The sequence below is a fragment of the Flavobacterium sp. WC2509 genome (assembly GCF_052683105.1).
On record NZ_JBQZFG010000001.1, the window covers coordinates 4,352,357 to 4,368,193 of the forward strand.

At 31.0% G+C, this 15,837-nt stretch carries 10 protein-coding genes; 6 read left to right on the forward strand and 4 right to left on the reverse strand.

From position 1 onward, the window contains the following. Window positions 1–181: 181 nt before the first annotated feature. The 5 genes from ACUN3A_RS18005 (at window position 182) to ACUN3A_RS18025 (ending at window position 9,707) form a co-directional block, all read left to right on the forward strand. Entirely contained in the window at window positions 182–2,116 is a 1,935-nt protein-coding gene (locus tag ACUN3A_RS18005) for an alpha-1,4-glucan--maltose-1-phosphate maltosyltransferase (RefSeq protein ID WP_445552669.1), read from the forward strand. Between the two features lie 53 nt (window positions 2,117–2,169). Next, window positions 2,170–4,080: a 1,4-alpha-glucan branching protein GlgB gene (glgB, locus tag ACUN3A_RS18010; RefSeq protein WP_445552670.1), complete on the forward strand. Its 1,911-nt coding sequence runs from the start codon at window positions 2,170–2,172 to the stop codon at window positions 4,078–4,080. A gap of 109 nt (window positions 4,081–4,189) precedes the next feature. Beyond that, a complete protein-coding gene (locus tag ACUN3A_RS18015; RefSeq protein WP_445552671.1) occupies window positions 4,190–5,518 on the forward strand; it encodes an MFS transporter in 1,329 nt (442 codons plus the stop codon). 167 nt (window positions 5,519–5,685) lie between these two features. Beyond that, a complete protein-coding gene (locus ACUN3A_RS18020; RefSeq protein ID WP_445552672.1) occupies window positions 5,686–8,685 on the forward strand; it encodes a LamG-like jellyroll fold domain-containing protein in 3,000 nt (999 codons plus the stop codon). Between the two features lie 386 nt (window positions 8,686–9,071). Further along, the gene (locus tag ACUN3A_RS18025; RefSeq protein ID WP_445552673.1) at window positions 9,072–9,707 is read left to right on the forward strand and encodes a hypothetical protein; all 636 of its coding nucleotides are present in this window, start codon (window positions 9,072–9,074) and stop codon (window positions 9,705–9,707) included. A gap of 45 nt (window positions 9,708–9,752) precedes the next feature. On the opposite strand, the gene ACUN3A_RS18030 is transcribed toward ACUN3A_RS18025, so the two are convergent. From ACUN3A_RS18030 to ACUN3A_RS18045, 4 genes are read right to left on the reverse strand one after another with little or no spacing between them, the layout of a single operon-like run. Next, window positions 9,753–10,478: a head GIN domain-containing protein gene (locus tag ACUN3A_RS18030; RefSeq protein ID WP_445552674.1), complete on the reverse strand. Its 726-nt coding sequence runs from the start codon at window positions 10,476–10,478 to the stop codon at window positions 9,753–9,755. Window positions 10,479–10,519: 41 nt separating this feature from the next. Beyond that, window positions 10,520–11,590 carry a hypothetical protein gene (locus ACUN3A_RS18035; RefSeq protein ID WP_445552675.1) on the reverse strand — a complete coding sequence of 357 codons (1,071 nt, stop codon included), beginning with the start codon at window positions 11,588–11,590 and terminating at the stop codon, window positions 10,520–10,522. Further along, window positions 11,574–12,104 (reverse strand): anti-sigma factor, encoded by a 531-nt coding sequence (locus tag ACUN3A_RS18040; protein WP_445552676.1) that lies wholly within the window; start codon window positions 12,102–12,104, stop codon window positions 11,574–11,576. The genes ACUN3A_RS18035 and ACUN3A_RS18040 overlap by 17 nt, the downstream gene beginning before the upstream one ends. Then, window positions 12,101–12,655 (reverse strand): RNA polymerase sigma factor, encoded by a 555-nt coding sequence (locus ACUN3A_RS18045; RefSeq protein WP_445552677.1) that lies wholly within the window; start codon window positions 12,653–12,655, stop codon window positions 12,101–12,103. Before ACUN3A_RS18045 ends, ACUN3A_RS18040 begins: the two co-directional genes overlap by 4 nt. A gap of 541 nt (window positions 12,656–13,196) precedes the next feature. Here ACUN3A_RS18045 and lon point away from each other — a divergent pair. Continuing rightward, window positions 13,197–15,650, forward strand: coding sequence for an endopeptidase La (gene lon / locus ACUN3A_RS18050; protein WP_445552678.1), 2,454 nt, complete (start codon window positions 13,197–13,199; stop codon window positions 15,648–15,650). Window positions 15,651–15,837: the final 187 nt, after the last annotated feature.

Consider the following 15,837-nt stretch of genomic DNA (forward strand, 5'->3'; position numbering starts at 1 on the left):
GTTTTTTTTTACAATTAGAATCCAATTCAGATAAATAAATTATTCATTAACATAAATTACTTTATTATTCACAACAAATAATAAGTCCTAAATCAGATTAATAGATTATTAGTAATTTTTAAAATTAGTTTCTAAAACCATTTAATATTTACTAATTTTCGATTTCAATTTAACCAATAGTATGCAAAATCAAACACGTATAATTATAGAAAATGTTTTACCACAATTAAATAGTGGTAGCTTCGCAATTAAAAGAATTGTAGGTCAAAAAGTTATTGTAACAGCTGAAGTTTTTACAGATGGTCATGATGTGGTAGAATCCTGTGTAAAATTCAAACATGAATCTGAAGAAAATTGGCAGGAAGTACGAATGCTTCCAACTCAAAATGATGAATGGGTCGCAGAATTTAAAGTAGAGAAACAAGGTGTTTATACTTATTTCGTAGAAGGATGGGTAGATTATGCATTAAACTGGCAACATGGTACTGAAAGAAAAATTAATGATTTTCAATATGTAAAATCAGAATTATTAGAAGGAGCAGAGTATATTCAGGCAATTCTTAATACTGTTGAAGGGTATGAAAATGAATATCTAAATAGATTACATTATTATTTTACAACCGAATCAGAATACGATAATGCAGTAAGAGAAGCAAAATCTGATGAACTTATTCAAATCTTTAAAAAATACCCAATCCGCTTTTTAGAAAATAAATCAATCGATTTGCAAATATATGTAGATAGAAAAAAAGCATTATTTAGTACTTGGTATGAATTTTTCCCACGTTCATCTTCACCAGAAGAAGGTAGACATGGTACTTTTAAAGACTGTGAAAGATTGTTACCTAGAGTTGCCGAAATGGGATTTGATACACTTTATTTCCCTCCAATTCATCCAATAGGAGAAGTTAATAGAAAAGGTAAAAATAATTCTACTAGCGCTGAATATGGAGATGTCGGTTCTCCTTGGGGAATTGGTTCTCAATATGGCGGACACAAATCGACTCATCCTGAATTAGGAACTATTGATGATTTTAAAGAATTAGTTCAGAAAGCTCAGAACTTAGGAATCGAAATTGCTATGGATTATGCTTTGCAAGCAGCACCTGATCATCCTTATGTAAAAGATTTTCCACAATGGTTTAAATGGAGACCAGACGGAACAGTACAATATGCTGAAAATCCTCCAAAAAAATACCAAGACATTCAACCTATTTATTTTGAAAGTTCAGATTGGAAAAACTTATGGAAAGAGCTGTTAGATGTAGCTTTATTTTGGATTGAAGAATGTAATATAAAAATATTTAGAGTTGATAATCCGCATACTAAACCCTTTTACTTCTGGGGTTGGTTGATATCTGAAATTAAGAAAAAACATCCTGATGTATTGTTTTTGGCAGAAGCTTTTACGCGTCCCAAAATAATGAATGAATTGGCAAAACAAGGTTTTAGTCAATCATATACCTATTTTACTTGGAGAAATTCCAAACAAGAATTAACACAATATGTTGAAGAATTAACTCAAACAGAACAAAAAGAATTTTACAGACCTAATTTTTGGCCAAATACACCCGATATCAATCCTTTTGCTTTGCAACATGGTAACGAATCAGTGCATTTACAGAAATATTTTCTAGCTGCAACACTAAGTTCGAACGTAGGGATTTATGGACCTGTTTTTGAATACATGGTTAGCACACCAATGGCTCCAGGCAAAGAAGAATATTTAGATTCTGAAAAATATCAATATTACCATTGGGACTGGAATATTCAAAATAAATTAATAACTCTTATTACACGAATCAATTCCATTAGAAAAGAATATCTTTCATTACAACAAACCAATAATATTATTTTTTGTGAAACTAATAATGATCAAATAATAGCCTATTATAAATTCGATGATGATAAACAAGACCAAACTTTAATGATTGTTAGCTTAGATGCTCACAATAGAGCAAGCGCATCAATAAAATTGCCTTTTGATAAAATAGGAAGTCATCATATAAACATTACGGATTTAATTACCGGAAATTCATATTCTTGGGATAATGAATGGAATTATGTAGAACTTTCTCCAGAATTACCTTTTCATCTTTTTAAAATTCAGAAATAAATAGGTTACTAAAATTAGTCGGTTACAATTTCACAAGAAAAAACAAACATAAAATGAACAAAGTACAAACCTATTCGCTTTTTACAGATTTTGATATTGAATTATTTAAAGCTGGTAAACATTTTAGACTTTACGAAAAATTAGGAGCACATCTTATTGAAGTCGATGGAGCAAAAGGAGTATATTTTGCTGTATGGGCGCCATCAGCAAGAACGGTTTCTGTTGTAGGTGATTTTAATTATTGGATTCAAGGAGAACATGTATTGCAAGTTCGATGGGATTCATCAGGGATTTGGGAAGGTTTTATTCCAGGAATTGAACAAGGAACTACTTATAAATATAAAATTCAATCAAATAACGGTGGCATTATTACGGAAAAAGCAGACCCATTTGCTTTTTACTGTGAAAAACCTCCACATACAGCCTCTGTTGTTTGGGATCTTGATTACAAGTGGAAGGACAAAAAATGGATGCAAAACAGAAAAGAACATAATGGTTTAGATAAACCATACTCTGTTTATGAAGTCCATTTGGGTTCTTGGAAAAGAAAAGGAGAAGAAAATCGCTTTTTGACATATTTAGAATATGCTGATGATCTTGTAAAATACCTAAAAGAAACTGGTTTTACTCACGTAGAATTCATGCCTGTTATGGAATATCCTTATGATCCATCATGGGGTTATCAATTAGTAGGTTATTTTGCACCAACTTCCCGTTTTGGAAATCCTCAGGATTTTATGGTATTGGTAGATAAACTGCACCAAGCTGGTATTGGGGTTATTTTGGATTGGGTTCCTTCACATTTTCCTGAAGATGCTCATGGTTTGGGATTCTTTGATGGTTCGAATTTATTTGAACATCCAGATCGCAAAAAAGGATATCATCCGGATTGGAAAAGTTTAATTTTTAATTATGGACGAAATGAAGTTCGTTCCTTTTTAATTAGTAATGCTTTGTTTTGGTTGCAACATTACCATATTGATGGATTAAGAGTAGATGCTGTTGCCTCAATGTTATACTTGGATTATTCTAGAGAAGAAGGAGAGTGGGAACCTAATATTTACGGGGGAAGAGAAAATCTTGATACTATTAGCTTCTTAAAAGATTTCAACGAAGCCGTTTATGGTAATTATGAAGGAGTACAGACAATTGCTGAAGAAAGTACTTCGTTTCCAATGGTTTCAAGACCAACATTTGCAGGAGGTTTAGGTTTTGGAATGAAATGGATGATGGGTTGGATGCACGATACTTTAGAATATTTTCAAAAGGAAACAGTTTATAGAAAATATCATCAAAATGATTTAACTTTTTCTATGACATATACGTATACAGAAAATTTTATGCTACCGCTTTCACATGATGAAGTAGTTTATGGTAAAAAATCTATTGCAGGAAGAATGCCTGGAGACGAATGGCAAAAATTTGCTAATCTACGATTGCTTTATAGCTATATGTTTACTCATCCTGGAACCAAATTATTATTCATGGGATCTGAATTTGGACAAAGCGCTGAATGGGATTTTCAAAATAGTTTAGATTGGCATTTATTACAGTATCCTTTTCATAACGGAATCAAATTGACAATTACAAAACTTAATTCGTTATACAAAACGGAACCTGCTTTGCATCAAAAACAGTTTAGTCCAGAAGGTTTTGAATGGATAAACTATTCAGATCACGAGAATGCTGTCATGTCCTATATTAGAAAAGGAAATAATCCAAAAGACGATTTAATTATTGTTCTCAATTTTACTCAAGTTGTTAGGGAAAATTATAGAATTGGAATTCCGAAAAAAGGTAAACTTGTCGAAATCTTTAATAGTGATGAAGTTGATTTTGGTGGAAGTGGATTAAAAAATAAAAAAACAACTATTGATATTAACCCTTATGATGGTAAAGAATATTCCGCTTCTATAACTCTTCCTCCGCTAGGAGTATGTGTTTTTAAAGTAGAGTCTAAATAAAAATAAGCAAAGCGTATTGATTTAATGTTCAAAAATTAATATTGAAACAGTACAAAATCTATCGCACCACTTAAAAAAGAAATAAATTCGCAGTATAAAAAAGAATAATATGTCAGATTTAGCAAAAGGAAGTAAAAAATTATTAAATGCTTGGGCATTTTACGATTGGGCAAATTCAGTTTATCCATTAGTAATTTCTTCAGCAATATTTCCAATTTTTTATGAATCTTTATTTTCAGATAGAGATCATTATATTACCGTTTTCGGAATGAATTTAAAAAATTCAGCATTAATTAGTTTTGTTACTGCTGCAGCTTTTTTGATGGTTGCCATTTTTTCACCTTTATTATCTGGAATAGCTGATTATGTTGGAAATAAAAAATCCTTCATGAAATTCTTCTGCTATTTAGGAGCTCTTTCTTGTATTGGTTTAAATTGGTTTAGTTTAGAAAATATTTATGTTGGATTGTTTTTTTATTTTTTTGGTTTAATAGGTTTCTGGGGAAGTTTAGTGTTTTATAATTCCTATTTACCTGATATTGCTTATCCTGAACAACAAGATGCTGTCAGTGCCAAAGGATATTCTCTTGGATACATTGGGAGTGTTATTTTGCTAGTACTAAATCTTGGAATGGTAATGTTTCCTGATGCTTTTGGGATCACAGGAAGTAAAGGAGAAGCAGCCATGAAAGCGATGAAATATTCCTTTATAATGGTTGGAATTTGGTGGATACTCTTCAGTCAATATACCTATTACTTTTTACCAAAAGGAAATAAAACTGAATCTCGAAAAGTTACCAAAGCTGTAGTTTTTAATGGTTTTAAAGAATTAAAAAAGGTATGGAAACTATTAGAAGCGAATATTCCTTTAAAACGGTATTTAACGAGCTTTTTTGTTTATAGTATGGCAGTTCAAACCGTTATGCTAATTGCAACTTATTTTGGCTCACAAGAAATTGCCTGGGAATCAAGCAGTCAAAGCCAGACCGGATTAATTATATGCATTTTATTAATTCAATTGGTTGCTGTTGGGGGAGCCATTTTAACATCAAAAGCATCAGCAAAATTCGGAAATATACCAACTCTTATCGTAATCAATTGTTTTTGGATAGTACTTTGTTCTGCGGCTTATTTTATAGTTACACCTGTACAATTTTATGTGATGGCAGCACTTGTTGGACTTGTAATGGGTGGAATTCAAGCTTTATCGCGTTCTACATATTCGAAATTATTGCCTGAAACTGAGGATACTGCTTCTTTTTTTAGTTTTTATGATGTTACTGAAAAAATAGGAATTGTAATAGGGATGTGTGTGTACGGAATTATCGATCAAATTACAGGAAGTCCTAGGTTGGCGATTGTATTTTTAGCTGTATTTTTTGTAATTGGTGTTTTACTTTTGAATAGAGTGCCAAAAAATGAAGCTGTATCCAAATAAAATAAAAATACCTTTAAATTTTAAAAAACTCTGCACCATAAAATGCAGAGTTTTTTTATACAATAGAATGAATGGTTAGTATTTTTCTTAAACAAACAGGACAGAACAGGATAGACTCTTTTTTTCTTATAACTAAATTCGATTATAACTAACTAATAACCATTTATATGAAAAAAAATACTTTAGCATTTAAACCACTGCTTAAATTATTTATGTTTTGTGCAGTAATTACTTCCTATGGAAATTTACATTCGCAAACTTTAGCATTTCCAGAAGCTACCGGATTTGGTAGAAATACACTAGGAGCAAGGGGGTATTCAAATCCTGCAATTTATTTAGTGACTAATTTAGATGACAGCGGAACTGGTTCATTTCGAGATGCAGTTAGTAAACCGGGTAGGTTTGTAATATTTAAAGTTGGAGGTGTTATTAAGCTAAATTCTGCAGTTGCAGTAGCAGCAAACACAACTATTGCAGGACAAACAGCACTCGGAGAAGGAATTGTGCTTTTAGGAAAAGTGTCATTTTCGGGATCAAGTAATACTATAGCCAGATATATCCGTATCCGTTATGGAGATACTACTCAAGGTCAAGATGCATCAGGTATATCAAATGGAGCAAACATTATTCTTGATCACATGACATTTACTTGGGGAACAGACGAAGTCTTCTCGATTAACTGGGATAGTAAGGGTACAAGCCCAGATAATATAACTCTTCAGAATTGTATTATTGGTCAAGGTTTACATCGTCACAATCACTCTGCTGGAGGATTGATGCAGCCTTCTGGTGGCAAGATAAGCTTAATTGGTAATTTATATATCTGTAACAAAACACGTAACAATAAAATAAAAGGAATTAATGAGTTTGTAAATAACGTTGTTTATAATTGGGGAAATTACGGAAATACCTATGGACATGCTGAATCTGGGGATGCCTATATCATGGGTGGGGATTCAGCGGGTAGTTCAGATGTTAATATCATCAATAATTATTTTATTGGTGGACCAAATACTAGTTCTACCGTTAGTACTCCTTTTAACAGAGGAAATTCTAATTTCAGTTTATATGGATCAGGCAATTATTTTGACAATAATAAAAATGGTGTTTTAGACGGAACTTTAGTTCCTGCAGATTTAACAGGATATCCAGTTGAAGACGCTTCTTCAATTTTATCAGTACCGTATGATTATCCAATGAAAAATACAACTTTAACAGCTCAGGATGCTTATGATAAAATTGTTTTAAGTGTAGGAGCGTCATATCCAAGAAGAGATCAGGTTGATGAATTAATGATTTCCGACTTGAAAACTAAAGGAACAACAGCTACTTATGTTTATGCTCAGAGTGATTTAACAAAACAATTTGGTTTTATCAACGGAGGTGCTGGTCATGTTTATGGAGCTCCAGCTCCTTTGGATACAGATAATGATGGTATGCCAGACGCTTGGGAAGATGCCAATGGTTTAAATAAAAATAGTGCAGATGCATTAGCAATAAGTTCAACAAATGCACCCTATTTAAATATTGAAGTCTATATCAATGGACTTACAAATGTTACTCCTTCAGATTTTATTATTCCGCCATCAAGTACGACTTTTACCAATGTAGTTTCAACAGAGTCACCAGCAGCTAGTTCTTTAACAGTAAAATGGGGTGATAATGCGACAAATGAAGATAATTATGTATTAGAACGTTCAACGGATGGTACTAATTTTACTATAATTAATACATTAGGAGCGAATGTTATAAGTTATAATGATTCTGGTTTAGTTCCAAATACCCAATATTATTATCGAGTAAAGGCCACAAATAGTACAGAATCCTCTGTGTATAGTATTGTAACTTCAGTAACGACGCCGCCAATTCCATCAGCACCAAGTAAAGCCTCAGCACCTAATCCAAGTACTGGAACTAATAATATTCAACTGACCAGTGGTAATTTAAGTTTAAAATGGAGTGGTAGTACAAATACGCTAACTTACTCAGTATATTTTGGTACAGATGCTTTAAATTTAACCAAGTTAGCTGATGTTGCTTATTCTGCAGCTGCATCTTATCAGCTTACAGGTTTGGGTACATCAACAAATTACTATTGGAGAATTGATGCCTCCAATGCTAAAGGAACTATAACAGGAGATGTATGGAATTTCCGTGCTCTAACTCCTGAGCTTGTTGGTCATTGGCCTTTTAAAGAAGCTGCAGGAGAAGGCGAACAAATTGTAGATATTACAAGTTATGCTAATAATGGCCAATTAGATGCTACTTTCGATAATAATACTGTTAGGGTACCTGAAAAAGCAAATAATGCGATAAATTTTGGAACATTATTGCCAAATAAGCTTATGGTAAGTATTCCAAATCAAGATCATCTTTTATTTGATAAAAATTCTTTTACTGTTTCGTTTTGGATGAAGGCAGATGCTAGTTTAATACCAGCAGGAACAACAAGTGCTTACATATTGTGCAAAGGATCGATTACCAAAAATACAACTACTGGTGCGACTGGTAAAAGATTTGATGTTGAAGTCAAGAGTAATCAATTGCGATTTGCTATAGATGATGATATAACAAAAAAAGAAATTACATCAACGTTAGCAGCTACTAAGTATTATACTGGAGATTGGGTAAATGTAGTTATTATGAGAGATGTTATTAATCATAAATTAAGAATATACACAAATGGTGTTTCTTCCGCTGTTGATCTTGATGAAACCGCAGTTACAGGTATTGCCGAAGCAACAGATTTAGTAATTGGTAATATAGGAGCGCTTGAATTGTATGCAAATACTACTCCAGCGCCTTACAAAGGATTAATTGATGAACTTCAAATATTTAATTATGCATTAACTGCACCTCAAGTATCATCTTTATATTCACAAGTATTTTTGAATAATGAAAAATTTAACCAGAATAAAACAAGTGTTACAGTATATCCTAATCCTGTAGAAGATAAAATTTTTATTAATATTCCTAATTATAAAGAATCCTCTGTAATAGCAACTTTAATTGATATCACCGGAAAAACTATTCTTAAAGAAAAAGTTATTACTACAGGAAACGGACTTTTCACTTTAAATATTGGCACTCAAAAAACATCAGGAATTTATATATTGAATGTTTCTGGAGAAAATTTAGATAAAAATTTTAAAATTATAATAAAATAATATCGCAGTTGTAAATGATAAGTAACCGCTACATTAATTTGTAGCGGTTATTTTTTTAGATAGTGCCAAAAAACAAAGCTCTTTTTTAAATAAACTACAATTAAAACTGAAATTTTTGAGAATAATTTTTTGACGTAAATTCTTAAATTTTAAAGACTATTTATACTATGAATCCTTTTTTTATTATTTAAATTTGTGAAAGTTATGTTAATATAAAAAATCAAATAACTATCGATAAATTTATAGGGACAACTAAGTAAATAACGTTAAATCTTCATTTAATTAAAGAAAGAAAACTAAAAAACACTTTTTTACGTTTTATTGATATTAGATGTTTTAAATAATCCCCCCTATAGATTTGATGTTATTAAAATAATTAACCAATTATGAAAAAGACCGTTTTTGCATTTTTACTAATAACCGTCATGGTTCAAGGGCAATCATTTAATTATGATAAATTATTTATTGAAGGTGGAGCAGGAGCAGGATTCCCTTTATCTCAATTTTCTCCTACTGGAAATGGTAGTGGAAGTATTTCTTTAATTCATTTTCAAGGAAGTTTACGCTACATGTTAAATGAAAATATTGGACTAATAGGAAGTTTAGGTTATGATTCATTTAAAAATAATGATGATCAAAATAGTAAACAAAAATTAGCTAGTTTAGAATTAGTTTATAATATAGGTAATGCTCTTGAAGTGTCAGGAAATACAGGTAATTTTGCTTTATTAGCCCATGGTGGTTTAGGGGCAGGTGAATTAACTGGTTACCGTAATCCAAATGATTATATTGGAGCCATAATTATTGGTGTAAAACCATTATGGCCATTAAATGATAAAGTATCTGTTTTTGTTGATGCGACTTACAAACAAATCATTGATCAAGATATTTATTACAACGGTGCTGATACAACTTATCCTAATCCAGGTAAATTAACTAGCGGTCAATTTGGATTAACTTTTGGAATTATTGCTTCTTTAGGAAAAAACCGTACAAATGCTGATTTTTTCCATATTAGGTAATTTCTACAAGTATTTTCACAATAAGGCTTTCTCAAAAAGAAAGCCTTATTTTTTTTCTATTTTTGAAATTTCACCAGAACCATTGACTTTGGTGTCTTTTAGTTGAGGATTACCTTTATATTCAATATCACCAGAACCAGAAACTCGTGCATATAAATTATCACTGCAACTTACTTTCATGTTACCCGATCCAGAAACGGTCAGATTTGCTTTCTTTGTAGCTAAATTCAATGCATCTACGTCACCAGAGCCCGTAACTTTCGAAGTGAAATTTTCTGATTTTCCAGTCAGAAAAAGATCTCCAGAACCACTAAGATTAGCTTCAAAATCGATTGTTTTAACATCCAATGTCACATCTCCTGAGCCAGATAATTTGGTTTTGAAATTTGTTGAAACTATAGTATTTTTAGAACTAATATCTCCTGAGCCAGATAATGAAACAGAACTAATTTGTTCAAAAGGTACTGTCAAAACAAGATCTTGCTTGGTACTAACATTTATATTTTTTTCAGAATAAATTTTTAAAATATTATCTTTTACTTCAACTTTGATATAAGGCAATAGATTTTCTTCTGCTTTAATGGATATTTCTCCTTCTTTTCCAGATACCAATACAACATCAAAAAAGCCAGAAACATTTATTTCGTCATATCCTGCAGTAGTCCGTTTCTCGGTAACTACTTTTCCGTTTCCTTTTATTCTATTTTGGGCATTTCCAATTGCTGTAATAAACAATATACTTAAAACGATTAGTTGGATTAATTTTTTCATTTCTATATTGATTTAAAGTTTTTGATTGATTATAATTGAAACTATTTTTGACTATAATTTTTATACAATTTTACATTCCCATATTCAGAAGTAACTGTGATTTTATTCCCACCTTTTTTCTTGAAATAACCACTCACTCTTTTGGTATAATTGGTTTCTTCTTTTGAATTAACATTCAATTCATTATCATATTTAAAATCAGCATATTTTACATTTACATCAAAATCAAAAATATAATTCGAATTAAAACCTATGTTAACCCCAGTATATCCAGCCACAATGACAATATTATTTGCTTTAGGCTGAATAGCATCAATAGAAACATTACTGTATTTAGTGTATAATTTTAATTGATTGGTAACAGATCCTATATCGATTAACAAATAATTACCATTTGCATCCAAGGAATTAACCTTGTCGATTTTAATACTGCCATATTTACTATTGTACTTTACATCACTACCATCTCCAATTTCTATTTCAGAATAATCAGAGACCAAATCAATTTTAGCAACACGATCTATTCTCAATTCTGAATATTCTGATATTACGGCACCATTTTTTAAATAATCGATAGTAGATTCTGAACAATAACTAATTTGGATTTTATTACTATTCCCATTTAGGTTTGCCAAATTAATTTTGCCATACTTACAATTAATATCGGTAGTAGAAAATAGATCTGTTACACTAATATTACCGTATTTGTTATTAAGGGTTACCGTTCCATTTTTGGGAATTTTGATGGTATAATTAATTTCAAAATTATTATTTCTGCCATTAGTTTTGGAAACGCTATTCTCAAATACTGTCTTTGCAGTGAGCATATTTTTCAAGGCAATAAAATTAACATCGATAGCATTTATTTTTTGATTAACCCACTTTTCGCTATCTCCGCTCACTTTAATAAGCACCTCAATTTCAATCTTGTCTTCATTCCAAGTGGTCACAAAAATATTTCCATAAGAGTTATCAATATTGATACCAGCATCGCTATTCACGATATACGCTTTATTAATACTTTTTTGTTTCGAATAGCTAAAATCATTATTCGAAAATCCCAAAAAAGGAATTATAAAAAGGATTAAGAATATTTTAAATTGTTTTTTCATCGTTTAATTTTTTAAGTTTCTCAGATTCTTCAATATGTAACAAAACGCTTTGCAAAAAAGAAATCCGGGTTTGAAGGTTACTAATCATAGCATAAATAAGAGGTTTGCTTTCACCATTAGTTTCCAATTCGTTTATAATTTTATCATAATCGCTATCTAGCGATTTCATTTGCTTTAAAGCATCATTTATAATTTTTTCATTCTCAGGTGTTTTCTTCTCTTTAACTTTTTCTAACTCATTTCGAATTAAAACGGTAAAAATAGAATCTGTTTGTTTGGTTTCTTTAGAAGCAAATTTCAATTCTCTTGGTTTATCATTGTTAGTATAAAATAATGACACAGCCAGCAAAACAAGAACTGAAGCGGCAATAGCATAGAATAATCTATAATTTTTCTTTTTAATAACCAATTTTTCTGAAAATCTATTAAAATGTTGACTATCCATTTCTTGAATGTCCCACTGATTTTCAAAATTTTCAAATAATTGATCTAATTTTTCATTTTCATTTTTCATAACTCATTTAATTTTTTTCTTAAGCTTTCTTTAGCCCTGCTCAATGTTGTTCTACAGTTGGCATAACTAATTTTAAGAATTTCACTTATTTCTTCGTGATCGTAACCCTCTATATAAAACAAGGTCAAAATCATACTGTAATTGTATTTCAGGGATTGAATTGTTTCTAAAACTTGCTTGACTTTTAAATCATTAAAATCTAACTTTTCTTCCCGATCAATTTCATTTTCTTCTAGTTTATAAAGTGTTTTTTCAAAATCTTCTGTTTTAAATTGATTATTTTTTTTATAAAAATCAATACTGTAATTCACTATGATCCGTTTCAACCAAGCACCAAAGGCAACTTCATGTTTGAAATCATTTATTTTAGTAAATGCTTTCAAAAAGCCTTCCTGCATAACGTCTTCGGCAAAATGTTCGTTTTTCACAATTCTATAGGCCACATTATACATCGCCTTGCAATAGCGATTATAAATCTCAAATTGTGCTTTCTGATTATTCTCTTTGCAAAGCGAAATTAAATCTTCGATATTTTGTTGGTTCAAGTTCAATTAGATAGTAATGATTTATAATAAAGACAGGAATGTTTTTGGATTGTTACAGTTTTATAAAATTAGTTTAATTTTTTTTTATTTTTAAAGTTTGATTCAATACGGATTTTGAATACGAACCACTTATCATTAAAATAATCCACATAGTAATTGGGCATGACCCTTCCAAAAAAAGTAGGGTCGGGCTTTCTGTTCCCGCTTTTTTATATAAGGCAAAGAAAAATCGCCATATATAAAAAGAGCTCCACTTCAATCCCTCACGCGGAAAAAAGTAAATAACTGGTTTTTCAAACAAAAAAGACTAGATGTTCTTACTCCAAAATAAATAAGTAAACTCAGTTTAAAAGAATTTGTTCAAAACAAGATTCTCAAATTGATACAAAATTTTAAATGGTGCTGGTTTTGGCACAATGATTGCCTTATTTTATACTCTAAAATATAAGTCCATTTATACCATGGTAATACCCTAAAATATTGTTATGAAAGCTTATATTTGCGTTCCCATCTTAAAAATTAATGACAAAAAGACTTAAATATTACTATGTCAAATCATAAAATACTTACTATTGACAATCTGTCACTTCAAGAATTTGATTCAGAAGCCGAATTAATTCCATTATTGACTCCAGAAGACGAGGAAGAAATGAATAATGAAGAATTACCTGATTTTTTGCCTATTTTACCTTTAAGAAATACGGTTTTATTTCCAGGAGTTGTAATTCCAATTTCGGCAGGAAGAGATAAATCTATAAAATTAATTAATGATGCCAATGCTGATGGAAAAGTAATTGGAGTAGTAGCTCAACTTAATGAAGAAGACGAAGATCCTACGTTTGATGATGTTAATAAAATTGGTACTGTAGCACGTATTCTTCGTGTTTTAAAAATGCCTGATGGTAATGTTACTGTTATTCTTCAAGGGAAAAAGCGTTTTGAAATTACCGAAATGGTAGAGGAGGAGCCTTATTTGAAAGCCAAAATTAAAGAAGTTCCTGAAAAAAGGCCTACCAAAAAAGATACTGAGTTCAATGCTATTATTGATTCGGTAAAAGAATTGGCGGTTAAGATTATAAACGAAAGCCCAAATATTCCTTCTGAAGCTACATTTGCTATTAAAAACATAGGAAGTCCTTCGTTTTTAATCAATTTTGTTTCTTCCAATATGAATTTATCAGTAAAGGAAAAACAAGACCTTTTGTCTATAAATGGGTTAAAAGATAGAGCTTTGGAAACGCTTCGCTATATGAACGTAGAGTTGCAAAAATTAGAATTAAAAAATGATATTCAATCTAAAGTTCGCTTCGATTTAGACCAACAGCAAAGAGAATATTTCTTGCATCAGCAAATGAAAACCATTCAAGAAGAATTGGGAGGCGTTTCGCAAGAGGAGGAAATGGATGAAATGAGCTTGAAGGCTAAATCCAAAAAGTGGGATGAAAATACGCAAAAACATTTCGAAAAAGAATTGTCAAAAATGCGTAGAATGAATCCGCAAGCTCCTGATTTTGGAATTCAAAGGAATTATTTAGAAATGTTTTTGGATTTGCCATGGGGCGAATTTTCAAAAGACAATTTTGATTTAAAACACGCACAAAAAATATTAGACAAAGATCATTTTGGATTAGAAGATGTCAAAAAAAGAATGATTGAGCACTTAGCTGTGCTTAAACTAAGAAATGACATGAAGTCTCCAATTATTTGTTTAACAGGACCTCCGGGAGTTGGAAAAACATCAATTGGTAGATCTGTTGCCGAAGCATTGGGAAGAGAATATGTTCGAATTTCATTAGGAGGTTTACGTGACGAAGCTGAAATTCGCGGTCATAGAAAAACTTATATTGGTGCTATGCCGGGACGAATTATTCAGAGTTTGAAAAAAGCAGGAACATCTAATCCTGTATTTGTTTTGGATGAAATTGATAAGTTATCTTCTAGTCATAGTGGTGATCCATCATCAGCATTATTAGAAGTTTTAGATCCTGAGCAAAACAGTGCTTTTTATGATAATTTCCTAGAAATGGGTTATGATTTATCTAAAGTGATGTTTATTGCTACTTCTAATAATATGGCTGCTATTCAACCAGCATTGGTTGACAGAATGGAAGTTATCAAAATGTCAGGATACACTATTGAAGAAAAAGTAGAAATTGCTAGAAAACATTTGTTCTCTAAACAATTGACTGCACATGGATTAAAAGCTAAAGATTTAACTATTGGTAAAAAACAATTAGAAAAAATTGTTGAAGGTTATACTCGTGAGTCTGGAGTTCGTGGATTGGAAAATAAAATTGCCCAGATAGTTCGTAATGCCGCAAAATCAGTGGCTATGGAAGAAGAATACAATAAAAAAGTAACCGACGAAGATATTTTAAAAGTTCTCGGTGTTCCAAGGTTAGAAAGAGACAAATATGAAAATAATGAAGTAGCGGGTGTTGTAACAGGTTTAGCATGGACTAGTGTTGGTGGTGATATTCTGTTTATTGAGTCGTTAATTTCTCCAGGAAAAGGATCAATGACTATTACAGGAAACTTAGGTACTGTAATGAAAGAATCAGCTACGATTGCTTTAGAATATATTAAAGCCAATGCTGAATCACTTTCTATAAATCCAGAAACATTAACTAAATATAATATTCACTTGCACGTTCCAGAAGGAGCGACTCCAAAAGATGGTCCTAGCGCAGGTATTGCAATGTTAACGTCATTAGTGTCATTATTGTCTCAAAAAAGAGTGAAGAAAAACTTGGCTATGACAGGAGAAATTACTTTGAGAGGAAAAGTATTGCCAGTTGGTGGTATAAAAGAAAAAATATTGGCGGCCAAAAGAGCGAATATCAAAGAAATAATCTTGTGCCATGAAAATAAAAGTGATATTGATGAAATTAACGCTGAATATTTAGAAGGTCTTAGTTTTTATTATGTAAAAGAAATGAGCGAAGTTTTAGCTTTGGCCATTACTAAAGACAAAGTTAAAAACGCAAAAGATTTGAAATAAAACCAAATCTTTACTGTTTTACGAATTATTTTTTAAACAAACAAGAGCCCACGGTTTAGACCGTGGGCTTTAAATTTAGTCTGATTTTAAATACAGATTTAAAGAAATAATTAATGAATTTGTCTGTATTTTTTTTTCGAATTCATAAACCAAGTTTATTAGCTGTTATTTTTGTATGTTTGAAGCT